The sequence below is a fragment of the Pseudomonas sp. MWU13-2100 genome (assembly GCF_023242365.1).
Taxonomy (GTDB): domain Bacteria; phylum Pseudomonadota; class Gammaproteobacteria; order Pseudomonadales; family Pseudomonadaceae; genus Aquipseudomonas.
On sequence record NZ_JALLIX010000016.1, the window covers coordinates 59,331 to 85,362 of the forward strand.

The window sequence follows — 26,032 nt, forward strand, 5'->3', positions numbered from 1 at the left end:
TTTCAAGGCAGCAGATACCCACGCACCCCGGTAAAGATGATCTGCGCCGCCAGGGCACAGACGAACAGTCCCATCAGGCGGCTGACGATCTGCAAACCCTGGTCGCCGAGGATGCGTTCGATCCGGTTGGACAGGTACAGCACCACGCCGACGGTCAGGCTCGCCAGGGCGATACTGATAATGGCAAAGAGCTTGTCGTCCCAGTGCGGCTGGCTGACCCCCATGACCAGCAGGGCACCGATGGTGCCGGGGCCGACGGTCAGGGGGATGGTCAGCGGGACGATGGTCACGTCCTGCTGCACGTTGTCGGTCTGCACCGCCGATTTACCCTGGGCCATGCCCAGCGCCGAAATGAACAGCACGCTGCCCGCACCGATGCGGAAGGCATCCACGGTGATGCCGAACACGCTGAAAATCACCCGCCCGAACAGATACAGCAGCACGCTGGACACCAGCGTCGCCAACGCGACCTTCCAGGCCAGGCGCCGCCGCTCCCTGCTGGAATAACCGCGGGTCAGGCTGATAAAGCAGGACAGGACGAAGAATGGGCTGTAGAGCACCAGCATCTTCAGGTAAACGCTGAATAACACGTGGAGCATGGCGTGGGCTCGTAACGGAGGAGGGCGACGGCAGTCTATCAGGGGTTGCGCATGCTGTCGGCTCTGTCCGGGCACGAGCCGGGAGGATTCTCACGGGGCGGTTTTGTGTCCCGCCGTCAGGGCGTCGGAACCTGGGCCTGCTGCTGCGCGCGCTCGGCCACCCAGTGCTCCACCAGCTCGCGCAATTGTGACAGTTCCACTGGCTTGGCCATGTGCCCGTCCATCCCGGCCTGGCGCGCGCGTTCCTTGTGCTCGGTGAGAATGTGTGCGGTCAGGGCCACCACCGGGGTGCGCACCCGCTGGTTGCCGACTTCCCAGGCGCGTAGCTGCTGGGTGGCGGAAAAACCGTCGAGGATCGGCATTTCGCAGTCCATCAGCACCAGGTCGTAGCGCTGGGCTTTCATCGCCCGCAGGGCCTCTTCGCCGTTGCTGGCGGTGTCGGGCTTGAGGTTGAGCTTGCCGAGCATGCCCCGAATCACTTTGGTGGAAATGCTGTTGTCTTCGGCCACCAGGATGCGGAAGTCGCTCGGTACGGTGATCGGCTCCACCAACTCGGGACTCGCCGCGGGCGTCGGCGTCGGTCCCTGGCCCGGTCCCTTGTCGCGCTGGGCCAGTTCGTCGGCCAGGGTGGTCTTGAGGGTATAGCCGGCCACCGGCTTGGCGAGGATGCGCTTGACCCCGGCATTGCGCGCGATGATCTTGCTCGGCGCGTTGCTGATCCCGGTGAGCATGATCAGCAGGATGTCGTGGTTCAGGCTCGGGTCTTCCTTGATTTTCGCCGCCAGCTGCATGCCGGTCATGCCGGGCATGTTCTGGTCCAGCAGCACCGCGTCGAAGTAGTCGCGCAGGTGGGCCTTGGTCCGCAGCAGTGCCAGGGCTTCCTTGCCCGACGGCACGGCACTGACGTTCAGGCCCCAGGCGCTGCATTGCTGCACCAGCACCTTGCGGCAGGTGTCGTTGTCGTCGACCACCAGCACCCGCGCGCCGCGCAGCGGGCCGTCGAGATCGGAGGTCGGGTTCTCCAGGTGCAGCGGGTCCAGCGGCAAGGTCAGCCACAGGGTGCTGCCCTGGTGGGCGCCGCTCTTGATGCCGAACTCGCCCTGCATCAGTTGCACCAGTTGGCGGGCGATCACCAGCCCGAGGTTGCCGCCCAGACGGGTCGCGGCGAGGAAGTTCTTGCTCTGCAGTTCGGCGTGGAGCAGGGCGTCGCGTTCTTCGTCGCCCATCGGCACGCCGCTGTCCTGGACCGCGATGCGCAGGCGCGGCTGGCCGCTGCGTTCGTCGAGGGCGACGACAATCAGGATCTCGCCCTCGTCGGTTTTCTTCAGTGCGTGTTCCAGCAGGCTGAGCAGGGTCTGGCGCAAGCGCGTCGGGTCACCGCTGATCACCCGCGGCACCTGAGGCTGGATAAAGCTGATCAGCTCGACATTCTGCTGTTCGGCCCGGGCGCGGAAAATACTCAGGCAGTCATCGATCAGGGCATTGAGGTCGAACTGCACGTCATCCAGTTCGATCTGCCCGGACTCCAGCTTGGAGATGTCGAGGATCTCGTTGATCAGGGTCAGCAGCTCGTTGCCGGCGCTGTGGATGGTTTGCACGTAGTCGCGCTGCTTGACCGACAACGGCGTGCCCAGGAGCAGTTCGGTCATGCCCAGCACGCCGTTCATCGGCGTTCGGATCTCGTGGCTGATCTTCGCCAGGAACTCGGCCTTGGCGGCGATTTCCGCGTTGCTCGCGGCCAGGTCGCGGCTGAGGCTGAACTGGTCTTCGGTGATACTGCGGCGGCGCTCGCCCAGGGCCACGCTCATCAACAGGCCGCTGATGCAGATAAACACCAGCAGCGCGACGATCAGGCCTTGCGGTGCTACCAGGGTCAGTCCCAGCAGCGCGGGGAGGATCACCAGCGTGCCGATGTTGAAGACCACCATGGCCACCACGAACAGGCGCGCCGGGCGATAGCCCTTCTGCCAGTGATAGGCGGAGACCAGCAGGATGCTCAGGCTGGCCAGGCCCACCAGGCCGTAGGTCATGATGTTCAGCGGCAGGGTATCGATGAACAGCAGCAGCAGGCCGCCAAGGCAGATGACCAGGATGTCGCCCAGCAGCAGCTTGTTCAGGGGATGCGGGCCCAGCTGCGAAAAGAACGAGTAGGTGAACATCAGTCCGCAGGGGGCGGTCAGCAGCAGCGCCACATAGGAGGCCGGAGTCTGCGCGCCGTGCCAGTCGGGCAGCCAGGGGCCGATCAGGTTCAGCAGGAACAGCGCGCTGAGCAGCAGGAAGCCTTCGCAGGCGGCCAGCCACAGGCTACTGCGCGAGCGGGTGTAGGCGAAGCGGATCAGGTTGTGCAGGATCAGCATCGTCAGGCAGCCGAACAGCAGCCCGTAAAGCAGTGTCTGGCTCTGGTCGGCGGCGACCGCGATAGCCGGCTCGAGGGTAATGTGCGGGCGCAGCTCGTGCTTGGACACCAGCCGCAGGTAGATATCCAGTGGTCGGCTGCTTTGCACCAGCGGCAGCATGAAGTCGCTGCTGGGCAGTGGACGTTCGGCCTGGGGCAGGTCGTTGCCGGTGCGCACCTGGGCGATCAGGTTGTCGCCGTCGAGGGTGTAGAGGTCTAGACGCGCGAGGTCAGGAGCGAAGACCCGCAGAACTTGTTCATGGCTGCCCGGTTGCAGGCGAAAGCGCAGCCACAAGGCGCCCTCGGGCTGGGCGGCGGTCAAGCGTTCGAGCTCGACCGGACTGAATTGGTTGGTGTAGCGCGAAGAGCGGATATCGCTCAATTGCAGGTCGGCCTGGTCGTCAAACAATGACGCCCAGCCAATGCCTTGCGAGGCCTGGGCCGGAGCAAGGCAGAGCAGGGTCAGCAAGCTGACGGTGAAACCTATGGCGATCCTGAGCCAGCGCACGGCGAAATCCCTTCGTAGGTTGATGCCCGGTGATAACTATGCGCAGGGCCGGAATAGTTCGGCAAGGGCTGAAGGCCCTTGCCTATCCCTTCGGATAGCTTATTCCTTTGACTCTGCGCGTTCGCGTGCAATTGCACGATAGCCGATGTCGCTACGGTAGAAGCAGCCGTCCCAATCAATCTTAGCTGCGAGCTTGTAAGCTTGCTGCTGCGCGGCGCCAACACTGTTGCCCAGGGCGGTGGCGCAGAGTACGCGACCGCCGGAGGTTACTACCTGGCCGTCCTTCAGTGCGGTACCGGCGTGAAAGACTTTGCCTTCCAGGCCCGCGGCCGCATCCAGGCCGTTGATCACCGCGCCCTTGGCGTAGTCACCCGGATAACCGCCGGCAGCGAGGACGATGCCCAGGCTCGGACGCGGGTCCCATTGGGCTTCGATCTTGTCCAGGGCCTGGGCCAGCGCGGCCTCGATCAGCAGGATCAGGCTCGATTGCAGGCGCAGCATCACCGGTTGGGTTTCCGGATCGCCGAAGCGGCAGTTGAACTCGATGACTTTCGGGTTGCCGGCCTGGTCGATCATCAGTCCCGCATAGAGGAAACCGGTGTAGACGTTGCCTTCGGCGGCCATGCCGCGCACGGTGGGCCAGATCACCTGGTCCATGACCCGCTGGTGCACCTCGTCGGTGACCACTGGCGCCGGCGAGTAGGCGCCCATGCCGCCGGTGTTCGGGCCGCTGTCGCCGTCGCCGACGCGCTTGTGGTCCTGGCTGGTGGCCATGGGCAGGACGTTCTTGCCGTCGACCATGACGATGAAGCTGGCTTCTTCGCCGTCGAGGAATTCCTCGATGACCACCCGCGAACCGGCTTCACCGAAGGCATTACCGGCGAGCATGTCGCGGACGGCGTCTTCGGCTTCGCCCAGGGTCATGGCGACGATCACGCCTTTACCGGCGGCCAGGCCGTCGGCCTTGATCACGATCGGTGCGCCTTTTTCACGCAGATAGGCCAGGGCCGGCTCGATCTCGGTGAAGTTCTGGTAGTCGGCGGTAGGGATCTTGTGACGCGCCAGGAAGTCTTTGGTGAAGGCTTTGGAGCCTTCGAGCTGGGCGGCGCCAGCGGTCGGACCGAAGCAGTCGAGGCCACGGGCGCGGAACAGGTCGACCACGCCGGCCACCAGCGGTACTTCCGGACCGACGATGGTCAGGGAAACGTTTTTCTCGGCAAAGTCCGCCAGCTGCTCGAGGGCCAGGACGTCGATGGCGACGTTTTCGCACTTGGCCTCGATGGCGGTACCGGCGTTGCCCGGCGCCACGAAGACTTTCTCGACACGCGGGTCCTGCGCCACTTTCCAGGCCAGGGCGTGTTCACGGCCACCGCTGCCGATGATCAAAACATTCATTTCAAAACCTCGATGACGCTGAATTCTAAGAGAGCATTGTGGGAGCCGGCTTGCTGGCGATAACGGCCGCAAGATCAATGCAAGGCTCGCTGGCCTCATCGCCAGCAAGCCGGCTCCTACAGGGGGCGGTGTTATCAGTGGCGGAAGTGGCGCATTCCTGTGAACACCATCGCTATGCCGGCCTCATCAGCCGCCGCAATCACTTCATTGTCACGCATCGAGCCGCCCGGCTGGATCACCGCGGTGATTCCGACCTTGGCCGCATTGTCGATGCCGTCGCGGAACGGGAAGAACGCATCCGAGGCCATGACCGCCCCTTGTACCTGCAGGCCAGCATGCTCGGCTTTGATTGCAGCAATGCGAGCGGAGTTGACGCGGCTCATCTGGCCGGCGCCGACACCGATGGTCTGACGGTTCTTGGCGTAGACGATGGCGTTGGACTTGACGTACTTGGCGACTTTCCAGGCGAAGATCAGGTCGTGGATCTCTTGCTCGGTCGGTGCGCGCTGGGTCACGACTTTCAGGTCGTCGCTGCCGATCATGCCGATATCGCGGCTCTGCACCAGCAGGCCCCCGTTGACGCGTTTGTAGTCCCAGGCCGGGGCGCGGTTGGCGTCCCACTGACCGCAGACCAGCAGGCGCACGTTGGCTTTGGCGGCGACAACGGCACGAGCCTCTTCACTCACGGATGGGGCGATGATCACTTCGACGAACTGACGCTCGACGATGGCCTTGGCGGTTTCGGCATCCAGTTCGCGGTTGAAGGCGATGATGCCGCCGAAGGCCGATTCACTGTCGGTGGCGTAGGCCAGTTCGTAGGCCTGGCGGATGCCACCTTCGGCGTCCGGGCTGACCGCCACGCCACACGGGTTGGCGTGCTTGACGATCACGCAGGCCGGCTTGACGAAGCTCTTCACGCATTCCAGCGCGGCGTCGGTATCGGCCACGTTGTTATAGGAGAGTTCCTTGCCTTGCAACTGGGTGGCGGTGGCGATGCCGACTTCGGCGGGCTTGGCTTCCACGTAGAACGCCGCGCTCTGGTGCGGGTTCTCGCCGTAGCGCATTTCCTGGGCCTTGATGAACTGGCTGTTGAAGGTGCGCGGGAATTCGCTGCGACCTTCCGTGCTCAGGGTCTCTGCGGCCTGGTTCACGGTGCCCATGTAGTTGGCGATCATGCCGTCGTAGGCGGCGGTGTGTTCGAAAGCCTTGAGCATCAGGTCGAAGCGCTGGGCGTAGGTCAGGCCACCGGCCTTGAGGTTTTCCAGGACCTGGCCGTAATCGCTGGCATTGACCACGATGGCCACGTCCTTGTGGTTCTTGGCCGCCGAGCGGACCATGGTCGGGCCGCCGATATCGATGTTCTCGATGGCGGTCGGCAGGTCACAGCCGGGTTTGTTGATGGTGGCTTCGAACGGGTAGAGGTTGACCGCCACCAGGTCGATCGGCTTGATGCCGTGCTCGTTCATGATGGCGTCGTCGATGCCACGACGACCGAGGATGCCGCCGTGGATTTTCGGGTGCAGGGTCTTCACCCGGCCGTCCATCATCTCCGCGAAGCCGGTGTAGTCCGCAACTTCCACCGCGGCCACGGCGTTGTCTCGCAGTAGCTTGAAGGTCCCGCCGGTGGAAAGGATTTCCACACCCAGGGCTTCCAGCTCTCGGGCGAATTCGAGGATCCCGGTCTTGTCGGACACACTGATCAAGGCACGGCGGATCGGCAGGCGGGTAGTCTGGTCGGTCATCTCAATTTCCATCAAAAGCAAAGGAGTCAGCAAAAAAGGCGACCGGTTCTAAGCGGGCGCCTTTCTGGTTTGATTGAATGCTTACAGCAAATCGTACTGTTTGAGTTTCTTGCGCAGGGTGCCGCGGTTCAGCCCGAGCAGCTCGCTGGCTTTGGTCTGGTTGCCCTTGACGTAGTTCATCACGCTTTCGAGCAAAGGCGCCTCGACTTCCGAGAGCACCAGGTTGTACACGTCCGTGACGGCCGCGCCCTCAAGGTGGGCGAAATAATTGTGCAGCGCCTTCTCGACACTCCCGCGAAGGGTCTGGCCTTCTTCGCTCGGCGTGTTGAGGTGCTGTTTCAAATTGACGTTGTCGCTCACGGGCGTTGTTCCACTCACTAAAGTCTCGGTCATCATCGTCATGCGGCCACCCCTCTTCCTTCCCCTGTCACCAGGCTCTTGTAACGTTCGGCGAAGAACTCACGAACGTTGGCGCATTGTGCTTCCGTATCTTCCACACGATTGAAGTGGGCGCGAAACTCCTTGGCGCCCGGCAAGGTTGCGAGATACCAGCCAACGTGCTTGCGGGCGATACGCACACCCATCACCTCCCCATAGAAGGCATGCAACGCGGCCAGATGCTCTAGCAGAATGCGTTCCACTTCGAACAGCTCCGGTGCCGGAAGGGTTTCGCCGGTACGCAGAAAATGCTCGATCTCACGAAAAATCCATGGCCGCCCCTGGGCGGCCCGGCCGATCAACAGGCCGTCGGCACCGGTCGCGTGCAGTACGTGCCGGGCTTTCTCGGCCGAATCGATGTCGCCGTTGGCGAAGACCGGGATCGACACCGCCTGCTTGATAGCGGCAATGGTGTCGTACTCGGCTTCACCGGTATACAGGTCGGCGCGGGTTCGCCCGTGCACCGCCAACGCCGTGATTCCCGCCTGTTCGGCAATTTTCGCCACCGTCAGGCCGTTCTTGTTCGCCCGGTCCCAGCCGGTGCGGATCTTCAGGGTGACCGGTACGTCCACCGCCGCGACCACGGCGTGGAGGATCTCGCTCACCAATGCTTCGTCTTTCAGTAAAGCGGAGCCGGCGGCCTTGTTGCAGACCTTCTTGGCCGGGCAGCCCATGTTGATATCGATAATCTGTGCACCCAGCTCGACATTGGCCCGGGCCGCATCCGCCAGCATCTGTGCGTCGCCACCGGCGATCTGCACCGAGCGGGGCTCGGGATCGCCTTCGTGGATCATGCGCAGACGCGATTTGCGGCTGTTCCACAAGCCCATGTCGCTGGTGACCATTTCCGAGACTACAAGACCCGCGCCCAGGCGTCGGCACAACTGACGAAAGGGCTGGTCGGTGACACCCGCCATGGGGGCGAGAATCAAGCCGTTCTGCAATGTATATGGGCCGATGCGTACCGCCGACATAGGACTTCCCTGTTGTGGGGACGGATCATTAGAGTTCGAAAAAAGGGTTGGCATGATACCCGCTCTCGATGACCGGATAAAGGCAAAATTGGATAAAATCTGAACAGTTATTCGCTTATCGCTGGCGGTTTGGTTGCCGCCAGAAAACCGCCGTGCCACCGGGTTACTCGGGCGAGTGGAAGCTCAGGCTGTAGTTCACGGCTTTGGCGCCCGGGTCGAGGATATCCAGGGCGATATGGATCGGTGTCTGTGGCGGCATTTCACCCTGTCCGGCAAGGTCGCCGCTCAGGTACTCGGCGGGTTTGAAGCGGCGGCTGGCGATCAGATGGCCGTTGAGGTCGGCGAAGCGCAACTCCAGCAGCGGGAAGGGCTGGGAGAACGGCGCGCGGTTGTAGATGATCGCATCCACCACCAGGGCGCCGGCGAAGTCCGGGTGGCTGCGCACGATCAGGTTGCTGCTCTTGATCCTGGCGATATCGACTTTTGAGGGCACCTTGCAGCCGATTTCCGGGCACAGTTGCTGGAACCAGGGGCGGTACTGGTCCTGGCGCGCCAGTTCGTCAAAGTGGTAGCCGACGTATTGGCCGACCAGCGCGCCGGCGGCCAGCAGTACCAGCAGCAGCCAGAGCAGGCGTCGGCCCCAGGGCGAGCGACGGCGCTGCCAGTCGAGTTGAATCGGGTCGTCGACCAGGTCCAGCAGCACGTCGTCGTGCAGGCCGGGCTCGTTGCGTTCGCGCTTGGGCTTGGATTTTCTGCGCTCGTCTTCGACAGGCGCATCGTCGGCCTGCTCGGTGGCCGGTGGGGCATGGAAGGTGTCGTCTTCCAGCTCGTTGTGTTCAAGCTGCAGGCGCGGGACCGGCGGTTCGTCGTCGAGGTTGGCGAGGTCGAAGGACAGCGAAGGCTCGGTGCGCGCCGACTTGGCTTGTTCGACCTTCTTTTCCGGTGCCTTGGCCGGGGCCGTTTCGCCATCGTCGGCCGGGGCGGCGTCGAGGTGCTTGCCCGGCGGTTCGCTGAACAGGCTGTCGGGCCATTGCTCTTCTTCCGTGTCCGGGCCGTCGCGGCGGGCACTGAGGGACTCGCCCTTGCCGCCGCGGTCCTGGCCGAACGCCTTGGTCGGCTGGATTTCCCTTTGTTCCAGGCGCGCCAGTTCTTCGTCCAGGTCGAGGCTGTCCAGGTCCAGCTCTTCGGCCGACCACTGCCGCTGGCTGATGGCCCGTGGCGGTTCTGGCGGCTCTGGAGGAGGGGGCGGCGGCGCGGGAGGTCCCGGCTTTGGTGTCGGTGCCGGCATGGCAGCCGCGGCAGCGCTCGCCGCTTCCCTGGCGGCGCGTTGTTCGAGCAGTTGTCGCGCAGCGTTGAACACCTGCAGGCAGGAGCCGCAACGAACCACTCCACGGGCCACGCTCAATTGAGCGTGACTGACGCGGAAACTGGTCTGGCAATGCGGGCACTGGGTGACGAAGCTGTCGGTCATGCGGCGATCCGGTTCATGCAGGCGCCCATTCTAGCGCCGACGACCACTGATGCGCACCCAGCCATCGCGATCGGCAATCGGGTCGAGGTCGAAATCCTGGGCATAAGCGGCAGCCACTTGCGCGCCCTGTTCGGCGAGGATCCCCGAGAGTGCCAGGCGACCGCCGGGCTTGACCAGCGTGGACAACTGCGGCGCCAGGGACACCAGCGGGCCGGCGAGGATATTGGCCACCAGCACGTCGGCCTGGACCTGCGGCAGGTCTTGCGGCAGGTACAGCGGGAACAGCGCCTCGGCGATGTGGTTGCGCCCGGCGTTATCGCGGGAGGCTTCCAGGGCCTGGACGTCGATATCGGTGCCGACCGCTTCCCTGGCGCCCAGCAGCAGGGCGGCAATCGCCAGGATCCCCGAGCCGCAGCCGAAGTCCAGGACGCTGCAGTCCTTGAGGTCCTGGCCGTCGAGCCATTCCAGGCACAGGGCGGTGGTCGGGTGGGTGCCCGTGCCGAAGGCCAGGCCCGGGTCGAGCAGCAGGTTGACCGCTTCCGGTTCCGGCGCGGCGTGCCAGCTCGGGACGATCCACAGGCGGCGGCCGAAGCGCATCGGCTCGAAGTTGTCCATCCAGCTGCGTTCCCAGTCCTGGTCCTCGATCACTTCGCTGTGGTGCTCGGGCAGTGGTGCGCCGGTCAGCAGTTCCAGGTGCGCGAGCACGCTGGCCGCCTCGGTACCGCCTTCGAACAGGGCCAGCAGGTGGGTGTGGGACCACAGCGGGGTGGTGTTGAGTTCCGGTTCGAAGATCGGCTGGTCCTCGGCATCCATGAAGGTGACCGAAACGGCGCCGACTTCGAGGAAGGCGTCTTCGTAGGTTTCGGCTTGTTCCGGGCTGATGGCCAGGCGTACTTGCAGCCAAGGCATGGCGGGGCACCTTTGCAAAAATGGAGTGCGCAACCGCAAGGGCTGCGAGAAACGCGCAAGTCTACTTGAGCAGCGCCTTGGACGGTATTCAAAAAAGCGAACCCGAGCCTGGCGCAATCCCCTGTAGGCGCGTGGCTTGGTGGGAGCAGAGCTTGCCCGCGAAGCTTTTGGCGATCTTGAGAGCGCCTTCGCGAGCAAGCTCTGCTCCCACAAAGGCAGCAAAAACAACAAGGCCGCAATTAAGCGGCCTTGTCGATGGGATCACGCGCTCACTGGTTGGCGAGCTTGTGTTCCAGGTAGTGGATGTTCACACCACCCTTGCAGAAGCCTTCGTCGCGAACCAGGTCGCGGTGCAGCGGGATATTGGTCTTGATCCCGTCCACCACGATTTCGTCCAGGGCGTTGCGCATGCGCGCCAGGGCTTCATCACGGTCCTTGCCGTAGGTGATCAGCTTGCCGATCAACGAGTCATAGTTCGGCGGTACCGCATAACCACTGTACAGGTGCGAATCGACGCGAACGCCATTGCCGCCCGGTGCGTGGAAGTGCTTGACGGTGCCCGGGCTCGGAATGAACTTCTTCGGGTCCTCGGCGTTGATCCGGCACTCCAGGGCGTGACCGCGGATCACCACGTCGTCCTGGGTGTAGGACAGCGGGTTGCCGGCGGCGATGCTGAGCATCTCCTTGACGATGTCGATGCCGGTGACCATTTCCGATACCGGGTGTTCCACCTGCACGCGAGTGTTCATCTCGATGAAGTAGAAGTTGCCGTTCTCGTAGAGGAACTCGAAGGTGCCTGCGCCACGGTAGTTGATGTCGATGCACGCCTTGACGCAGCGGGCGAAGACTTCCTGGCGGGACTTTTCATCGATACCCGGGGCCGGTGCCTCTTCCAGTACCTTCTGGTGGCGACGCTGCAGCGAGCAGTCGCGGTCACCCAGGTGAATGGCGTGGCCCTGGCCGTCGGACAGCACCTGGACTTCCACGTGACGCGGGTTGGTGAGGAATTTTTCCAGGTATACCATCGGGTTGCCGAACGCCGCGCCAGCTTCGGTGCGGGTCAGTTTGGCCGAGGAGATCAGGTCTTCTTCCTTGTGCACCACGCGCATGCCGCGACCACCACCGCCACCGGCGGCCTTGATGATCACCGGGTAGCCGACTTCACGGCCGATGCGCAGGGCTTCTTCCTCGTCTTCCGGCAGCGGGCCGTCGGAACCGGGAACGGTCGGTACGCCGGCCTTGATCATGGCGTGCTTGGCCGAAACCTTGTCGCCCATCAGGCGAATGGTGTCGGCTTGCGGGCCAATGAAGGCGAAACCGGATTTCTCGACCTGTTCGGCGAAGTCGGCGTTTTCCGCGAGGAAGCCGTAGCCCGGGTGGATCGCCGTGGCGCCGGTCACTTCCGCGGCCGCGATGATGGCCGGGATGTGCAGGTAGGACTGGGCGGCAGGCGCCGGGCCGATGCACACGGACTCGTCCGCCAGGCCCAGGTGCATCAGCTCCTTGTCGGCCTTGGAGTAGACGGCGACGGTCTTGATCCCCAGTTCCTTGCACGCGCGCAGGATCCGCAGTGCAATTTCACCGCGGTTGGCGATCAGGACTTTTTCCAACTTCGCAGGATTCGACATCGTTGGCTCTCCGCGCTTCAAACGATGGTGAACAGCGGTTGGTCGTACTCAACCGGCTGGCCGTCTTCGACGAGGATGGATTCGATCACACCGCTGGTTTCAGCTTCGATGTGGTTCATCATCTTCATGGCTTCGACGATGCACAGGGTGTCGCCTTTCTTCACGCTCTGGCCGACTTCGACAAACGACGGGGCGGCAGGCGAGGATTTGCGATAGAAGGTGCCGACCATCGGCGAACGGGCTACGGTGCCGTTCAGCGCCGGGGCGGCAGCGGCGACCGGAGCGGCGGCCACTGGGGCTGCGGCCGGAGCGGCGGCGACCGGGGCGGGCATCGGTGCCGGCGCGTAGTACTGCTGCGCCGGGGTCTTGCTGTGGCGGCTGATGCGTACGGACTCTTCGCCTTCTTTGATCTCGAGCTCGTCGATACCGGATTCTTCCAGCAATTCGATCAGTTTCTTAACTTTACGGATATCCATTAATCGTCAACTCCCAAGGGTCGGTCAGGGGTGTTTAGCCTGTGATTCAAGCTGTTCCAGGGCGGCCTCCAGGGCCAGTCGGTAACCGCTGGCGCCAAGGCCGCAGATCACTCCCACAGCGACATCTGAGAAGTAGGAGTGATGGCGGAAAGGTTCGCGTTTGTGCACGTTCGACAAATGCACTTCGATGAATGGGATGCTCACCGCCAGCAGCGCGTCACGTAATGCGACACTTGTATGCGTAAAAGCCGCCGGATTGATCAGTATGAAGTCCACGCCTTCGCCACGGGCTGCGTGGATCCGGTCGATCAGTTCGTACTCGGCGTTGCTTTGCAGGTACAGCAGATGGTGCCCGGCCTCGCGGGCCCGACGCTCGAGGTCCTGGTTGATCTCGGTCAGCGTTACCGCGCCGTAGACGCCCGGCTCGCGGGTGCCGAGCAGGTTCAGGTTGGGTCCGTGCAGAACCAGTAGGGTCGCCATCGGTTGTTCCTTGTTATTCATGTGCAGTTGTCGGTGCGGGCCGACTATGCCGGAAAGCTTTCATGACTGTCCAGTTCTCTGCAATAGCCAGCACGATAACCGATGTTGACGCAAAATTTGTGACCATGGCCTTGGATCCGGTCACCTGGTACCTCCTGGAAACCAGAGCCTGCGCCGTCATCCACAAAAGCGCGGGGGCGCCCTGACCGCCACTCGCTCAATCACCGCCGAGGAGTTGCGCGCAAATAGATATTCACGGGTGTGTAGTCGATACCATTGGCATGTCGATAGAGTGTATGGCTGTGATAGTCGTAGACTTCTTTATCAACCAATACGGTAATCGTCGAGTCTTGGATGTCGACGGTTATTGAGTCATCCCGTGTGACGAGGAATGCGGTCGCGGCTTTCAGCTCGGACAGGATATTGCTACCGGCTGCTAGTGTCCGATACACGTAATACCGATAGCTGAAAGGAGCCGTCGCTCCGCCACGTTCATCCTTTACTCCGTAAATAGGGCCTTGCCCCCACCCAGTGCCAAATTCTTCGCTGGTTGTTCCTGCCCGGCTCTGGGCAAAACCTGCTGCTCGTAAAAGAACGCCTTCGCTGATGAGTTATTTCTGTTTTGTTACAGGGTCATGACTGAGTCGGTGGAATCCGATGAAAAGCCGGCACTTTGCCTTGCCGCTTGCACGCGGTTGCGTCCGGCATGTTTGGCGCGATAGAGGGCTTCGTCGGCCTGGCTGGCCATCATCAGGCTGTCGGAATCGGCCTGCAGTTCCACCACCCCGGCGCTGAAGGTGCACCACAGATCCTGGGGTTGCGCCGGGTAGTGGATTTCGGCAAAGCGCTGGCGAATTTCATCCAGCACGTTATAGGCCGACTCGATATCGGTGTCGGGCATGACGATGGCGAACTCTTCGCCGCCATAACGCCCGATAAAGTCGGTCTTGCGCAGGCGTTGTTTGAGAAACAGCGCCAGACTCTTGATCACCCGGTCGCCCATGGGGTGGCCGTGGCTGTCGTTGACCCGCTTGAAGTGATCGATATCGAGCATCGCGAAGCTCAGCGACTTGCATTCGCGACGGGCGCGGAAGCTGCAGTCTTCGAGCAGTTGCAGGATATGGGTGTGGTTGTACAGGCCGGTGAGGCTGTCGCGGACCATCCGCGCCTTGAGGTGGCGGGCGCGGGAGGCGCGGTTGCGCACGGTGGTGATCAGGTGGCGAGGCTTGATCGGCTTGGTCAGGAAGTCGTCGCCGCCCTCGCTCATGGCGTCGAGCTGCTTGTCCAGGTCGTCTTCGGCCGACAGGTAGATGATCGGCACGCTGACATAACGGTCGTTGTGGCGGATCACCTTGGCCAGTTCCGTGCCGGTGCAGGCCGGCATGTACATGTCGAGGATGATCAGATCGGGCTGGAAATCCGCCAGTTCGGCCATGGCCTGGATCGGGTCGATCAAGGTCCGGGTGACGATCCCGGCGCTGTTGAGCAGGCGTTCGGTGTGCAGCGCCTGGGCCCGCGAGTCGTCGATGATCAGCACCTTGTACGGATCGTATTGGGCGACGCAGGTGAGGATTTCGATCTTCTCCAGCAGGCTGGAGGCTTCCAGGGTCCCGGTGAGGAACTCCTGGCCGCCCGCGCGCACGGCGGCCAGGCGGGTCGGGGTGTCGGTTTCGTGGAGGCTGAAGAACAGCAGCGGCAGTTTGTGTTCCAGGCCCAACTGCGCTTCGGCGGCCAGGTGCAGGCCCATGCCGGCGCCACTGAAGTCGACGTCCATGATAATCGCCGAAGGCAGGCGCTCGGCCATTGACGAGCGGAACGCCGCGACACTGTCCAGCGACTGGGCGCTGAGGCCGAAGAATTCCAGCTGCTTGGCCAGGCGCTCGGCGCGATCGTGGTCTTGCAGCATCACGTAGACCGGCTTGCGCAGCGGCGGCAGCAAGGTGTGTTCGAGCTGGTCGCCGTGGCGCAGGCCGGTGCGCGACAGGCGCTGCATGAGGCGATTGAGTTCGGTGATCAGGCCGCTGCTCAGGCGCCCGCGGTTGGCCTCGACCTGTTCCAGGGAGTGGCTGATGTGGCGGGCCAGCAGGCTGTGTTCGGGTTGTTCGAAACGTTCGGCGAAGCGCAGCAGGCGCAGGTTGGCTTCGCTCAGTTCGGACATGTCGGCGATCGACCATTCGCTGCGTTGCAGGCGTTGCCAGATCTCGAGGATTTGCCGGGCCTGATGAATGACCCGCTGGGCAAAGTGCTGCTTGAGGCGCTCGCGGCTGGGGTCTTCTGGCTCGGTCATGTCCTGACTACTAGTTAGGGGAACGGCTGGGATCGACTGGTGGCTCTATGCTAGCAGCTCTTTTCGTCAATAGCGGTGTCATCCGTCAATTAACCTGATTCATTTGATGACCCATGGGTTTCGCTGTATTGGATCTCACAACAAGACCGCAGAGGTCGTATCGAGGAGGCGTCCTGCCGGGGCTTGATTTATAGTGCTCGCACGGATGGCAACGCTGCCGTGCCCTTGACCTTGCGCAATGACAGGAAAGGCACGATGGAGCAGGGTTGTGGTCGAACCGATGAATTCAGGAAAAGGATAGAGCCATGCTGGACTGGAAAAAACGCCAAGACAGCGCGCCGGAGCGCGCCGCCGAACCCAAGTCGGCGACCCGCGGTTATTTTCGCGGGATGCTGTTCAGTCGTGCACTGGCGACCCTGGTGGGCTTGTACCTGCTGACCACGATTCTCATCGGTTGGTACTGGAGCCAGGAGCCGGCGCTGTTTCCGGTGCAGCAGAATGCACAGCTGGCCGCCGAGAAAGAAGGTCGCAAGATGGTGGTGGGCTACACCACGGTGGAAACCCTCAAGAGCGTGGCCGGTACCTTGCTCAACAAGCCGGGCGGCTACCTGTCCAATGATCGCTTTCCGCCAGGTGTCTGGCTGGACAATATTCCCAGCTGGGAATATGGCGTGCTGGTCCAGGTCCGCGACCTGACCCGCGCCTTGCGCAAGGACTTCGCTCGTTCCCAGTCGCAATCGGCTGAAGATGCCGACCTGGCCAAGGCCGAGCCGCGCTTCAACTTCGACAACAAGAGCTGGATGCTGCCGTCCAGCGAATCGGAGTACCAGGAGGGGATCAACTCCCTGAGCCGTTATCAGGCCCGGTTGTCCGACCCGAACCAGAACAACGCGCTGTTCTATGCCCGCGCCGACAACCTGAACAACTGGCTCGGCGATGTCGCGACCCGTCTCGGCTCGCTGTCCCAGCGCCTGTCGGCCAGTGTCGGGCGGGTCAAGCTCAACACCGCACTGAAAACCGAAAGCGTGATCCCGGGACAGGTGCCCCAGGTTGACGAGGAAATCGTCGAAACCCCATGGTTGCAGATCGACAACGTGTTCTATGAGGCGCGTGGCCAGGCTTGGGCGCTGTCGCACCTGCTGCGGGCCGTCGAGGTTGACTTCGCCGACGTCCTGGCGAAGAAGAACGCCACGGTCAGCGTGCGTCAGATCATTCGTGAACTGGAGGCCTCCCAGCAGCCGGTCTGGAGTCCGATGATCCTCAATGGCAGCGGCTTCGGCATTTTGGCGAACCACTCGCTGGTGATGGCCAACTATATTTCCCGGGCCAACGCGGCGGTGATCGATTTGCGCCAACTGCTGAACCAGGGTTGAACCATGGACAATGCTTCGAAGGAGGCCCGGCACCGCGCTGCTTCCGATGCCGAACAGATCGCCTGGGTCGACGCCGATGACCAACTGCTTGGTGCCCTGGCCCGAATCGAGTTGCGCGAGCGCGGCCTGATCGGGCGCGGCACCTATATCCTGCTGTTCAACTCCGCCGGTGAGCTGTGCGTGCACCGGCGGACCTTGAGCAAGGCCATCTACCCGGGTTACTGGGATGTGGCCGCCGGCGGCATGGTCCAGGCTGACGAAAGTTATGCCGAGTCCGCCGCCCGCGAGCTGGAAGAGGAGTTGGGGGTCAGTGGCGTGCCGCTGACCGAACACGAGCATTTTTTCTTCGATCAGCCGGGCAACCGGCTCTGGTGCGCGGTGTTCAGCGCGGTCTGGGACGGGCCGCTGCGGCTGCAGCCGGAAGAGGTCCTCGAGGCGCATTTTGTCGCGGTTGACCAGGCGCTTCGCGAAACCCTTGAAAAGCCCTATTGCCCGGACTCCCTGGCAGCCTTGAAACGTTATCTGCAATAAGACCGCGGCGACGTCGCAAAAGCTTCATCAATTGGCGCTGTTTGGCTATTGGGCCGGGGGCTTTTTGCCGTTACACTGCGCGACTTTCAAAGCTGCGGCGGCGTTGCCCGCCGCAGTTGCGCTGCCCCTGCCTGAGTGGGGCTTCGCGGTCGCAGGCCCCTCCCGGGGGTGTGACCAGTCTTTAGTCCTCCCAAGAGGATTGCCGGTGGCCAAAAAAGCCGCATCCTTCGCCGCCCTCGGTGGCCTGGTGTTTTCCACCGACGCAGGTCGACATTGTCCGGACTGTAGCCAGCCGGTGGCTGCCTGTATCTGCAAACAAAGTGTGCTCCCGGCCGGTGACGGCATTGCCCGCGTGCGTCGCGAAAGCAAGGGCCGTGGCGGCAAGACGGTGACCACCATCACTGGCGTGCCCTTGGCCGAAGACGCCCTCAAGGACCTGGCGACCGCGTTGAAGAAACGCTGTGGGACCGGTGGTGCCTTGAAGGACGGCGTGATCGAGATCCAGGGCGATCACGTCGAGTTGCTGCTGGCCGAGCTGGAAAAACACGGTTTCAAGGCGAAGAAGTCCGGCGGCTAGCAGCCTCTGTGAAAACCACCGTGAAGTTGACCCGCCGGCCCGGCTGAACGAGGCCGGGCTGTCGTCCCCATGGTTTTCACAGAGCCTGTTCCCGAACAGTTTCTAAACTCGGTGCTGGATCCAGGGTCTGAAGGCTCTGTATGCAGGCGAATCGTCATTTTCATTCTTTAGACTGCGCGCAGCCTGGACCCAGGCGGCGCTATTTGACTTCTTTATAGGGGACTTCGATGTCCGTACGACGCACACGCAAAGACGATGGCAGCCAATGGACAGTTGCGGACAGCCGCAGTGTTTATGGGATTCGCCATTGGGGGGCCGGGTATTTCGCGATCAATGACGCCGGTCGCGTCGAGGTTCGTCCGAACGGTCCGAGCAGTTCGCCCATCGATCTCTTCGAGCAGGTCGACGAACTGCGCAAGAGCGGTTTGTCCTTGCCGTTGCTGGTGCGCTTCCCGGATATCCTGCAGGACCGTGTCCGCCAGTTGACCGGGGCCTTTGACGCCAACATCGAACGCCTGGAATACCAGAGCAAGTACACCGCGCTGTACCCGATCAAGGTCAACCAGCAGGAAGCGGTGATCGAGAACATCATCGCCACCCAGAACGTCTCCATCGGCCTGGAAGCCGGTTCCAAGCCGGAGCTGCTGGCGGTGCTGGCGCTGGCGCCGAAGGGCGGCACCATCGTCTGCAACGGCTACAAGGACCGCGAGTTCATTCGCCTGGCGCTGATGGGCCAGAAGCTTGGTCACACGGTCTTTATCGTGATCGAGAAGGAATCCGAGGTTGAACTGGTGATCGAAGAGGCGGCGGCCCTCAAGGTCAAGCCACGGATCGGCCTGCGGGTGCGCCTGTCGTCCCTGGCCTCGAGCAAGTGGGCAGACACCGGCGGCGAGAAGTCCAAGTTCGGTCTCTCGGCGGCGCAGTTGCTGTCGGTGGTCGAGCGTTTCCGCGACGCCGGCCTGGACCAGGGCATTCGCCTGCTGCACTTCCACATGGGTTCGCAGATCGCCAACCTGGCGGACTACCAGTACGGTTTCAAGGAAGCGATCCGCTATTACGGCGAACTGCGCAACCTCGGCCTGCCGGTGGACCACATCGACGTCGGCGGCGGCCTGGGCGTGGACTACGACGGTACCCATTCGCGCAACGCCAGCTCGATCAACTACGACATGGACGACTACGCCGGTGTCGTGGTCGGCATGCTCAAGGAGTTCTGCGATGCGCAGAACCTGCCGCACCCGAACATCTTCTCCGAGAGTGGCCGCTCGCTGACCGCCCACCACGCCATGCTGGTGGTGCAGGTGACCGACGTCGAGAAACACAACGACGACGTGCCGCAGATCGGCAACCCCGAGAACCTGCCGGAAACCGTGCAGTGGCTGGTAGAGCTGCTGGGGCCGACCGATATCGAGATGGTCACCGAAACCTACTGGCGCGCCACGCACTACATGAGCGATATCGCCACCCAGTACGCCGACGGCAAGCTGACCCTGGCCGAGAAAGCCCTGGCCGAGCAGTGCTATTTCGCCGTCTGCCGGCGCCTGCACAACTCGTTGAAGGCGCGTCAGCGTTCGCACCGCCAGGTGCTCGACGAACTCAATGACAAGCTGGCCGACAAGTACATCTGCAACTTCTCGGTATTCCAGAGCCTGCCGGACACCTGGGCCATCGGCCAGGTCCTGCCGATACTGCCGCTGCACCGCCTCGACGAAGAGCCGCTGCGCCGTGCCGTGCTGCAAGACCTGACCTGCGACTCCGACGGCAAGATCAAGCAGTACGTCGACGAGCAGAGCATCGAAACCAGCCTGCCGGTGCACGCCCTGAACGACGGCGAGGACTACCTGCTGGGGATCTTCCTGGTCGGGGCCTATCAGGAAATTCTCGGTGACATGCACAACCTGTTCGGTGACACCGACTCGGTGAACATCTACCAGAACCCGGATGGCAGCGTGTACCACGCCGGTATCGAAACCCATGACACCATCGAGGACATGCTGCGTTATGTGCACTTGTCGCCGGAGGAGCTGATGACCCACTACCGCGATAAGGTCGCCAGTGCGAACATCAGTGTCAAGGAGCGTACCCAGTACCTGGATGCCCTGCGCCTGGGGTTGACCCGCTCTTCGTACCTCTCCTCATAAGGCGGCGCCAATAGTTCCTAGGAAATGGCCTTGTTTTGATTTGGTCTTTTCCTGGGAGCTTGTAGGCAATATCTGTTTGTGAGAAATCCCACCCTCTGCGGTGGGTTTTTTATGCCCTGAAGTCAAGATGATGGCTTCCCTTGTTCCGTGTTTTGCGTAGGTCTTTTCTCTAACACTGCTTCAGCCCTCTACTCGACCTTGTCTCTCGGCGAGAATCCCTGGTCGGTGCCATGAATGAGGAAAGCCAATGTTCGATCCAGTCAACGAGCCGTTTTTTCGGCTGGATGTAGCGGGCTTGTCCCATCCGCTGATTGTCACCGCCTTTAGTGGCACGGAGGCGGTCGATGAACTGTTTGCCTTTGAGCTGGATGTTCTCGACGAGGAAGGCGAGTTGGACCCGGGCGGGTTGATGTACCGCAGTTGCTACCTGGCGCTGGGGACTGAGAATGCTGGATTTCACGCGCAGATCCAGGGCGTCAACCTGACGCTCCAGGGGCTGGCGCGGGGCCATTGCCGCCTGTCCCTGGGGCCGCGCCTGGGTTGCCTGGCGCAGCGCGTTGGCCGGCGTCTGTTTCAGCACTGCTCGGTCCCGGTAATCATTGCCCGGGTCCTCGAGGAACATGGCCTGGGCGACGATGCCGTGCGCTTCTCGCTCAAGGGCCACTATGCCCGACGCGCCTATTGCGTGCAGTACGAGGAGTCGAGCCTGGCGTTTGTGCAGCGGCTCTGCGCGGAGGAGGGCATCCACTATCATTTCCAGCACAGCCGGGACATGCACCTGCTGGTCTTTGCCGATCACCAGGGAGCATTTCGGCGGGTTCATCGAGCGCGCTTCGCCGATGAGACTGGCCCGGGCGTGCTTGATCTTTGCGTCACGCTGGCCGATAGCCGCCGACGAGGCGGTCGTGGAACTCAGGTAGCGGAGGGGGAAAGCGATCTGGCCGGTCTGGCCAGCGGTACGTATCTGCCCGTTTCCGGTCACCCTTGCGCGGCCTGGAACCGTTTGTGGCTGGTCACTCGGCTTCACCACCGTGGCGGCAGCCTGCCCGGTGAGTCCGCGGATTGCGGGCCACAGGTGCGCTATGGCAATGCCTTCGCGGCGACTTCCTGGGAGGTGGCTTTTCGTTCCCGCAGGCGCGGGCCTTGCCCGGTGTTATCGGGTTTGTTCCGGGCGCAGGTAGTCGACGCCGACGAGCAGGGGAGCTTTCGTGATGGAGAAGGGCGGGTGGCGGTGCGTATTGACGCCTTTACCCACGGCAGCGCTTCGCCACGGGTGACTTGCTGGCTGCCGTTGGCCGGCTCGCTGCAACGTGAGTGCGAGGAAATTGGTTCGGCACTGACGGTGGGCATGGCGGTGTGGGTGCGCTTTCAGGACGGCGATCCGCTGGCACCGCGAATTGTCATGCGTGGCGATGGCCGTTTGCCGAGGCCGCTGCCCAGTGGCGCGCAACCTCCGCGTCGGGAGCCGATTCTCGCGTCACTGCATGCCGGTTACCCGCTGGTGCTGCTGTGTGGGCTCCCCATGGACGGCAGCGAGCGTCACGGTGTGGCGCAGGATTGCGCTTGCCACGGCGCATTCGCGCGAAGGGGCCTGTCATGAAGACGACGGACGATTGTCGCCAGTGGTTGTTGTTGGATGTGCCCGCTGCGCCGGGAGCGGTCGAGGCGCTGAAGGAGCGTTACGCACGCTATCTGGCCTATAACCTGTTCGAAGGTACGGCGTTTCAGGGCCTGGGCGAAGTCGCTCCACGGCTGTTGCAACTGGCCGGGGATTGTCCGTTGAGCCGCCTCAGCCAGGCCAACCCGAGTCTATGGCCCGGATTGTTCCTGCACAGCCGGGCGCCGGTGCGGGCATTGCTGGCCCATCTGCGGCAGATATTGGTAGTGGGTTTCGACGACCAGCATCGCGGCTTGCTCAGTTACTACAACCCGCAGACCGCCAGCTATTTCTTCGACTCGTCGGATCCCCACGAACTGAGTGGCTGGCTCGGCCCCATCCACTGCCTGTACTGGCATGGCGGGACCTGGGCGGACAAGGCCATTGGCAGTATCGGTTGGCAGCAGTTGTTCAACCCCGGGCTCGAGGTTCCCGCCCTCGCCACGCCGCCGGTCCTGAGCAGCCGCCAGCAGCGCCGGTTGCAAACCTGCCTGCTGGAGCGCCACGCCTACCAGTGGAGCCGCTGCAGCGGGCATGAATACGACCGGACCTGGTGCCATGTGCAGGAGGGTATCGCCCAGGGCTTTCGCGAGTACGGCCTGCTCGATGGCTGGCTGCATCTGCGCGCGGAGTATCCGGCTGCGGCCATTCCCGCAGGCCTGCGGGGAGACTCCCCGGTCGAGCGTCTGGAAAACCTGCGCCGCGTCTGGAGCGGCAGCTCAGATTGAGCCCGCCGATAGCCGCCTAGTGCGCGGCCTGGCTGAACCAACCGTCGTTGCGCCGCAGTTTCAGGGCGTAGAGGCCCAGGATCAGGCTACGCAGGGTCATGAACAGCAGGAAACTTATCCACAGGCCGTGATTGCCAAAACCGCTCAGCCACCAGGCGCAAGGCAGGCTGAGGAGCACGCTGAGCAGCATGCTGTCGCGCATTTCCCGGGCGCGGGTGGCGCCAATGAACAAGCCGTCGAGCAGGTAGCTCCAGACCGCGATCAGCGGCAACAGCGCCAGGTAAGGCAGGTAGCCGAAGGCGGTGTCGCGCACGCTGGGGATGTCGGTTTGCAGGCTGACGAACAGGTGGCCGCCGAGCAGGAACAACAACCCGAAGCCCAGGCTCGCCAGCAGTGACCAACCGGCCGCCACTACCAGGGAACGGCGCAGGGTGTCGCGATCGCGGGCGCCGATGGCGTGGCCACAGAGCGCCTCCACGGCATGGGCCAGCCCGTCCAGGGCGTGGGCGGTGAGCAACAGGCCATTGAGCAGCAGGGCGTTGGCCGCGACAGTGGCGTCGCCCAGGCGCGCGCCCTGGACGGTGATCAGGAAAAACACCGATTGCAGCGCCATGCTGCGAATGAAGATATCGCGATTGACCGTCAGCAGCGGGCGCCAGTTGCGCCAATGTCGGAGTGCCGCCCAGGCGATGTGCCTGGGGTAGGCGCGCAGGGCCTTGCCGGTCAGGCTCAGGCCGAGCAGGGCGCCGGTCCACTCGGCGATCACCGAGGCGCGGGCCGAACCGACCACACCCCAGTCCAGGCCGAGGACGAACCACAGGTTCAGGGCAATATTCACCAGGTTGGTGGTCAGCAGGATGGCCAGCGGCGCGCGGGCGTTCTGGGTCCCGAGGAACCAGCCGACCAGGGCATAGCTGGCCAGTGCTGCCGGCAGCCCGAACAGCCGGGTATGGAAGAAGTCCAGGGTCAATTCGTGCAACTCGGGCGAGGGTTGCATAAAGGTCAGCGCCAGCTCGCTAAATGGCACGGCGATGGTCCCGAGCAACAGCGCCAGCACCAGGCTCAGCAGCAGTCCCTGGGCAAGCACCTGGCGCAACGCCGCGCCGTCTGCGCGTCCAGCGGCCTGGGCGGCGAAACCGGTGGAGCCCATGCGCAGGAAACCCATGGCCCAGGCGAGAAAGATATACAGGCTGGCGCCGACCGCTACGGCGCCGAGTTGCTGGGCGTGGGGCAGGTGGCCGATCACGCTGCTGTCGACCAGGGCTACCAGGGGCACGGAAATATTCGACAGAATCATGGGCGCGGCGAGCGCCCAGACCCGGCGGTGAGTCGGGCGGTCTCGCCAGTCAGCGATCAGGGGGGACATGCGGGCTCCTTGAAAGAGCGGGCATTGTAGCGACTAGTGAACGACCCAGCTCAACAGCCAGAGCCCGAGCACCAGCCAGATGATGCCGAGGATGATGGAGGCGCGCATGAAGGCGCGGACCGCCGAGTAGAGCAGCATCAGGCCGGCGATCAGGATCAGGATGCTGAAGAACGAGGGGCTCATGCCCAGGGAACGGGCGAAGCCGTCGATAAAGTTGCCGCCGGCATGAGTCAGCGCGTGGAAAAAGCCGCTGAGGCCATCGATGATAAAGCGGATCACCGAGCCTAGCGCCTGGCCCAGCCATTCGAAGAAACTTTCTACCTGCATAGATACCCCTGATGAATAAGCCGACTGATGCGCCGCCCTAGCAGGGAGCAGGTTTTACAGGCGCACTCGAAGGTTGTCCAGGCGGTCTATCAAGAAGGATTGACCAGATGCATCCTGGGTTGTGGAAACAGGTTGTTGAGGGTTTCCAGCAGGCGCACGTGGTAGATGGGTTTACGGAACAGGTCGAGGACCTGGAGCCGGAGCATATCGCTGACATCGTCCATGTCGGCATGGCCGGACGTGACGATCACCGGCAGGTGCTGGCGCGAGGTGTGTTCACGCAGGCGCTTGATCAGCGACATGCCGCTTTCTTCCGGCATGCGCAGGTCGGTGATCACCAGGGCGATATCCGGGTGATGGGTCAGGTGCGAGAGCGCGAGCTTGACGGAGGTGGCGGTGAAGCAGCAGAAGCCTTCGCCCTCCAGCAATTCGGCCAGTTCCAGCAAGGCGTCCTCTTCGTCGTCCACGAGGAGGAGCTGTTGGCGTGGGGGGGAAGAGACGTTCATGGGACCATACCTGTCGTTGAGTCGTCTTGAAACTCTAGCTCCTTATTAAAGACTCTGGTGGGGGAAGCTCGTCAAGTCCCTATACCGGTTTGTACCGATGTGAAGATCGACTTCACCTTGCTACTGATAGGGTCCATGAAGACCCCTATGACCGCCGCCACCATGGCTGCGACAATCGCGTATTCGATGCCCGAGGCCGCTTCTTTGTCTTCGACGAACAGCTGGGCTTTGATGAACAGCCTGAGGACGATATTCAGCAACATCTGGCTTCTCCTTGCGCCTGAAAGGCGCCGTGCAGCGGTCGTGCGGCGTAATTTGCCTACCGTCAGAGCATTGTCAACAAAGCTGCCCTCTACAACTGTAAGAACGGATTAATCACAAAGGATTAGTCCGCGGGTTGGCGCCAGAAACTGAGGATTTTTCCATTTGAACGAGGGGATATTTGGCGTTGGGTAATGGCGTTTTGGTTTAGCTGCGCTACCGTCCAATAGCGAAATAGTTGATATGCATAGCTGCCTGATTGCGAAGGTTTCATGGCCTTGGGCGTAGCAGGATAGGGAGAGCCGTCGTGAACAGTCGCGTTACCATGGGGCTGGCCGCCCTGTTTCTGATCGCGGCCATTGTCGTCGGTTATTGGGGCTTGAGGCTGAGCCGTCAGCCGGTCCCCGCGGCACCTGTCAATGTGCCGGTGGCCACCTCCGTGGATAAAACCGTGGGCGGCGCAGAGGATGCGATCCGCCAGCCGGTGGTGGTTCTGGCCCGCGATGTTCCCCCTTTTGCTCCCCTGACGGCGGCCGACCTGACTGTTGAATGGCTGCGTACCGCGCCGGTCGGCAGCCTGAGTTCCCCGCAACAGGCGGTGGACCGCGTCCCCTGGCGCGCCTTGAAGGCGGGCACCTGGCTCGGCAATGAGAGTTTCGAGGCCGGCGGTCCCCTGGCACGGATGATTCGTCCCGATGAGCGGGCCCTGGCGGTGGCGGTGGATGAGGTCAGCGGTGCCGGTGGCCTGTTGACGCCAGGGGACTACGTCGATGTCCTGCTGTTCCTGCACCAGGATGCCGGCAACCCGCAGCAGTCGGCCCAGGTGGTGGTGCCGGCGATGCGCTTGCTCAGCGTCGGTGATCAACTCGGGCTGACCAACGATGGCTTGCCGGCCACGCCGTCGTCCACGGCCGACGAGCGCTTGCGCCAGGACTCTCGCCACGCTAACGCCCGCACGGTGGTGCTGGCCGTTCCGGAACCGTTGCTCAGCCGCCTGATGCTTGCCACTCAGGTCGGTACGTTGCGCCTGGCGGTTCGCAGTGTCGACGAGCATCTGTTGCCGCGTTACTGGGCCGGGGAGCGCGCGGCCGCCAGCGTCGAAAGCACCAATCACAGTCTGTTCCAGTTCAACCAGTTGGCCTTGGCCGGTGCGCCCAGGGGCCAGGCAAGCGCGGTTCCCGGCGCGACGAAAAGCCGGGGAATCGAGGTGATCCGCGGCAATCAAGTCAGTCAACAAACACCCTGATCGGTCAGCAAGGAGGT

Annotated in this window: 23 protein-coding genes; 7 read left to right on the forward strand and 16 right to left on the reverse strand. The window is 62.9% G+C overall.

The features are described from left to right. Window positions 1-2: 2 nt before the first annotated feature. From M5B99_RS13570 to M5B99_RS13625, 12 genes are all read right to left on the reverse strand, one after another. Window positions 3-599, reverse strand: coding sequence for a MarC family protein (locus M5B99_RS13570; protein ID WP_248804499.1), 597 nt, complete (start codon window positions 597-599; stop codon window positions 3-5). A gap of 116 nt (window positions 600-715) precedes the next feature. Then, on the reverse strand, window positions 716-3,502 hold the full coding sequence (locus M5B99_RS13575; protein ID WP_248804500.1) for a hybrid sensor histidine kinase/response regulator: 2,787 nt from the start codon (window positions 3,500-3,502) through the stop codon (window positions 716-718). A gap of 99 nt (window positions 3,503-3,601) precedes the next feature. After that, the gene (purD, locus tag M5B99_RS13580; protein WP_248804501.1) at window positions 3,602-4,897 is read right to left on the reverse strand and encodes a phosphoribosylamine--glycine ligase; all 1,296 of its coding nucleotides are present in this window, start codon (window positions 4,895-4,897) and stop codon (window positions 3,602-3,604) included. Between the two features lie 134 nt (window positions 4,898-5,031). Continuing rightward, window positions 5,032-6,639, reverse strand: coding sequence for a bifunctional phosphoribosylaminoimidazolecarboxamide formyltransferase/IMP cyclohydrolase (gene purH / locus M5B99_RS13585; RefSeq protein ID WP_248804502.1), 1,608 nt, complete (start codon window positions 6,637-6,639; stop codon window positions 5,032-5,034). Between the two features lie 81 nt (window positions 6,640-6,720). Beyond that, complete coding sequence (gene fis / locus M5B99_RS13590; RefSeq protein WP_003186237.1) at window positions 6,721-7,041, reverse strand: DNA-binding transcriptional regulator Fis; 321 nt, start codon at window positions 7,039-7,041, stop codon at window positions 6,721-6,723. Continuing rightward, on the reverse strand, window positions 7,038-8,051 hold the full coding sequence (dusB, locus tag M5B99_RS13595; protein ID WP_248804503.1) for a tRNA dihydrouridine synthase DusB: 1,014 nt from the start codon (window positions 8,049-8,051) through the stop codon (window positions 7,038-7,040). Before dusB ends, fis begins: the two co-directional genes overlap by 4 nt. A 163-nt stretch (window positions 8,052-8,214) precedes the next feature. Further along, window positions 8,215-9,522 (reverse strand): DUF3426 domain-containing protein, encoded by a 1,308-nt coding sequence (locus M5B99_RS13600; protein WP_248804504.1) that lies wholly within the window; start codon window positions 9,520-9,522, stop codon window positions 8,215-8,217. A gap of 30 nt (window positions 9,523-9,552) precedes the next feature. Then, a complete protein-coding gene (gene prmA / locus M5B99_RS13605) occupies window positions 9,553-10,431 on the reverse strand; it encodes a 50S ribosomal protein L11 methyltransferase (RefSeq protein ID WP_248804505.1) in 879 nt (292 codons plus the stop codon). Between the two features lie 269 nt (window positions 10,432-10,700). After that, window positions 10,701-12,059, reverse strand: a complete 1,359-nt coding sequence (gene accC, locus M5B99_RS13610; protein ID WP_100944284.1) for an acetyl-CoA carboxylase biotin carboxylase subunit — start codon at window positions 12,057-12,059, stop codon at window positions 10,701-10,703. 17 nt (window positions 12,060-12,076) lie between these two features. Beyond that, window positions 12,077-12,535: an acetyl-CoA carboxylase biotin carboxyl carrier protein gene (gene accB, locus M5B99_RS13615; RefSeq protein ID WP_100944285.1), complete on the reverse strand. Its 459-nt coding sequence runs from the start codon at window positions 12,533-12,535 to the stop codon at window positions 12,077-12,079. Between the two features lie 24 nt (window positions 12,536-12,559). Continuing rightward, complete coding sequence (aroQ, locus tag M5B99_RS13620; RefSeq protein ID WP_248804506.1) at window positions 12,560-13,015, reverse strand: type II 3-dehydroquinate dehydratase; 456 nt, start codon at window positions 13,013-13,015, stop codon at window positions 12,560-12,562. Window positions 13,016-13,640: 625 nt separating this feature from the next. Continuing rightward, entirely contained in the window at window positions 13,641-15,302 is a 1,662-nt protein-coding gene (locus M5B99_RS13625; protein ID WP_248804507.1) for a response regulator, read from the reverse strand. 305 nt (window positions 15,303-15,607) lie between these two features. On the opposite strand from M5B99_RS13625, the gene M5B99_RS13630 reads away from it, so the two are divergent. The 6 genes from M5B99_RS13630 (at window position 15,608) to M5B99_RS13655 (ending at window position 22,309) form a co-directional block, all read left to right on the forward strand. Further along, window positions 15,608-16,675 (forward strand): DUF2333 family protein, encoded by a 1,068-nt coding sequence (locus tag M5B99_RS13630; RefSeq protein ID WP_248804508.1) that lies wholly within the window; start codon window positions 15,608-15,610, stop codon window positions 16,673-16,675. 3 nt (window positions 16,676-16,678) lie between these two features. Continuing rightward, entirely contained in the window at window positions 16,679-17,206 is a 528-nt protein-coding gene (locus tag M5B99_RS13635; protein WP_248804509.1) for an NUDIX hydrolase, read from the forward strand. Window positions 17,207-17,411: 205 nt separating this feature from the next. Further along, window positions 17,412-17,783: a translation initiation factor Sui1 gene (locus tag M5B99_RS13640; protein WP_248800307.1), complete on the forward strand. Its 372-nt coding sequence runs from the start codon at window positions 17,412-17,414 to the stop codon at window positions 17,781-17,783. 227 nt (window positions 17,784-18,010) lie between these two features. Then, window positions 18,011-19,924 carry an arginine decarboxylase gene (gene speA / locus M5B99_RS13645; RefSeq protein WP_248804510.1) on the forward strand — a complete coding sequence of 638 codons (1,914 nt, stop codon included), beginning with the start codon at window positions 18,011-18,013 and terminating at the stop codon, window positions 19,922-19,924. A gap of 247 nt (window positions 19,925-20,171) precedes the next feature. Continuing rightward, a complete protein-coding gene (locus tag M5B99_RS13650) occupies window positions 20,172-21,524 on the forward strand; it encodes a contractile injection system protein, VgrG/Pvc8 family (protein ID WP_248804511.1) in 1,353 nt (450 codons plus the stop codon). After that, complete coding sequence (locus tag M5B99_RS13655) at window positions 21,521-22,309, forward strand: DUF4123 domain-containing protein (RefSeq protein WP_248804512.1); 789 nt, start codon at window positions 21,521-21,523, stop codon at window positions 22,307-22,309. The genes M5B99_RS13650 and M5B99_RS13655 overlap by 4 nt, the downstream gene beginning before the upstream one ends. Before the next feature lie 16 nt (window positions 22,310-22,325). Here the strand turns inward: M5B99_RS13655 and M5B99_RS13660 are convergent, their stop codons facing one another. From M5B99_RS13660 to M5B99_RS13675, 4 genes are all read right to left on the reverse strand, one after another. After that, window positions 22,326-23,675: an MATE family efflux transporter gene (locus tag M5B99_RS13660; RefSeq protein WP_248804513.1), complete on the reverse strand. Its 1,350-nt coding sequence runs from the start codon at window positions 23,673-23,675 to the stop codon at window positions 22,326-22,328. Between the two features lie 33 nt (window positions 23,676-23,708). Next, the gene (locus M5B99_RS13665; RefSeq protein ID WP_248804514.1) at window positions 23,709-24,002 is read right to left on the reverse strand and encodes a hypothetical protein; all 294 of its coding nucleotides are present in this window, start codon (window positions 24,000-24,002) and stop codon (window positions 23,709-23,711) included. An 89-nt stretch (window positions 24,003-24,091) separates the two neighbouring features. Further along, entirely contained in the window at window positions 24,092-24,508 is a 417-nt protein-coding gene (locus M5B99_RS13670) for a response regulator (RefSeq protein ID WP_248804515.1), read from the reverse strand. Between the two features lie 71 nt (window positions 24,509-24,579). Beyond that, a complete protein-coding gene (locus M5B99_RS13675; RefSeq protein ID WP_248804516.1) occupies window positions 24,580-24,771 on the reverse strand; it encodes a Flp family type IVb pilin in 192 nt (63 codons plus the stop codon). A 305-nt stretch (window positions 24,772-25,076) separates the two neighbouring features. On the opposite strand from M5B99_RS13675, the gene cpaB reads away from it, so the two are divergent. Next, window positions 25,077-26,015, forward strand: a complete 939-nt coding sequence (cpaB, locus tag M5B99_RS13680; protein ID WP_248804517.1) for a Flp pilus assembly protein CpaB — start codon at window positions 25,077-25,079, stop codon at window positions 26,013-26,015. Window positions 26,016-26,032: the final 17 nt, after the last annotated feature.

What these genes read in the sequence shown, in the direction of transcription:
- aroQ (WP_248804506.1), bottom strand. Translation starts at nt 13,015, where the DNA reads ATGGCGACCCTACTGGTTCTGCACGGACCCAACCTGAACCTGCTCGGC.
- purH (WP_248804502.1), bottom strand. Translation starts at nt 6,639, where the DNA reads ATGACCGACCAGACTACCCGCCTGCCGATCCGCCGTGCCTTGATCAGT.
- M5B99_RS13650 (WP_248804511.1), top strand. Translation starts at nt 20,172, where the DNA reads ATGTTCGATCCAGTCAACGAGCCGTTTTTTCGGCTGGATGTAGCGGGC.
- M5B99_RS13675 (WP_248804516.1), bottom strand. Translation starts at nt 24,771, where the DNA reads ATGTTGCTGAATATCGTCCTCAGGCTGTTCATCAAAGCCCAGCTGTTC.
- dusB (WP_248804503.1), bottom strand. Translation starts at nt 8,051, where the DNA reads ATGTCGGCGGTACGCATCGGCCCATATACATTGCAGAACGGCTTGATT.
- M5B99_RS13655 (WP_248804512.1), top strand. Translation starts at nt 21,521, where the DNA reads ATGAAGACGACGGACGATTGTCGCCAGTGGTTGTTGTTGGATGTGCCC.
- M5B99_RS13570 (WP_248804499.1), bottom strand. Translation starts at nt 599, where the DNA reads ATGCTCCACGTGTTATTCAGCGTTTACCTGAAGATGCTGGTGCTCTAC.
- M5B99_RS13660 (WP_248804513.1), bottom strand. Translation starts at nt 23,675, where the DNA reads ATGTCCCCCCTGATCGCTGACTGGCGAGACCGCCCGACTCACCGCCGG.
- M5B99_RS13625 (WP_248804507.1), bottom strand. Translation starts at nt 15,302, where the DNA reads ATGACCGAGCCAGAAGACCCCAGCCGCGAGCGCCTCAAGCAGCACTTT.
- accC (WP_100944284.1), bottom strand. Translation starts at nt 12,059, where the DNA reads ATGTCGAATCCTGCGAAGTTGGAAAAAGTCCTGATCGCCAACCGCGGT.
- prmA (WP_248804505.1), bottom strand. Translation starts at nt 10,431, where the DNA reads ATGCCTTGGCTGCAAGTACGCCTGGCCATCAGCCCGGAACAAGCCGAA.
- M5B99_RS13665 (WP_248804514.1), bottom strand. Translation starts at nt 24,002, where the DNA reads ATGCAGGTAGAAAGTTTCTTCGAATGGCTGGGCCAGGCGCTAGGCTCG.
- purD (WP_248804501.1), bottom strand. Translation starts at nt 4,897, where the DNA reads ATGAATGTTTTGATCATCGGCAGCGGTGGCCGTGAACACGCCCTGGCC.
- M5B99_RS13630 (WP_248804508.1), top strand. Translation starts at nt 15,608, where the DNA reads ATGCTGGACTGGAAAAAACGCCAAGACAGCGCGCCGGAGCGCGCCGCC.
- fis (WP_003186237.1), bottom strand. Translation starts at nt 7,041, where the DNA reads ATGACGATGATGACCGAGACTTTAGTGAGTGGAACAACGCCCGTGAGC.
- speA (WP_248804510.1), top strand. Translation starts at nt 18,011, where the DNA reads ATGTCCGTACGACGCACACGCAAAGACGATGGCAGCCAATGGACAGTT.
- M5B99_RS13670 (WP_248804515.1), bottom strand. Translation starts at nt 24,508, where the DNA reads ATGAACGTCTCTTCCCCCCCACGCCAACAGCTCCTCCTCGTGGACGAC.
- M5B99_RS13635 (WP_248804509.1), top strand. Translation starts at nt 16,679, where the DNA reads ATGGACAATGCTTCGAAGGAGGCCCGGCACCGCGCTGCTTCCGATGCC.
- M5B99_RS13600 (WP_248804504.1), bottom strand. Translation starts at nt 9,522, where the DNA reads ATGACCGACAGCTTCGTCACCCAGTGCCCGCATTGCCAGACCAGTTTC.
- accB (WP_100944285.1), bottom strand. Translation starts at nt 12,535, where the DNA reads ATGGATATCCGTAAAGTTAAGAAACTGATCGAATTGCTGGAAGAATCC.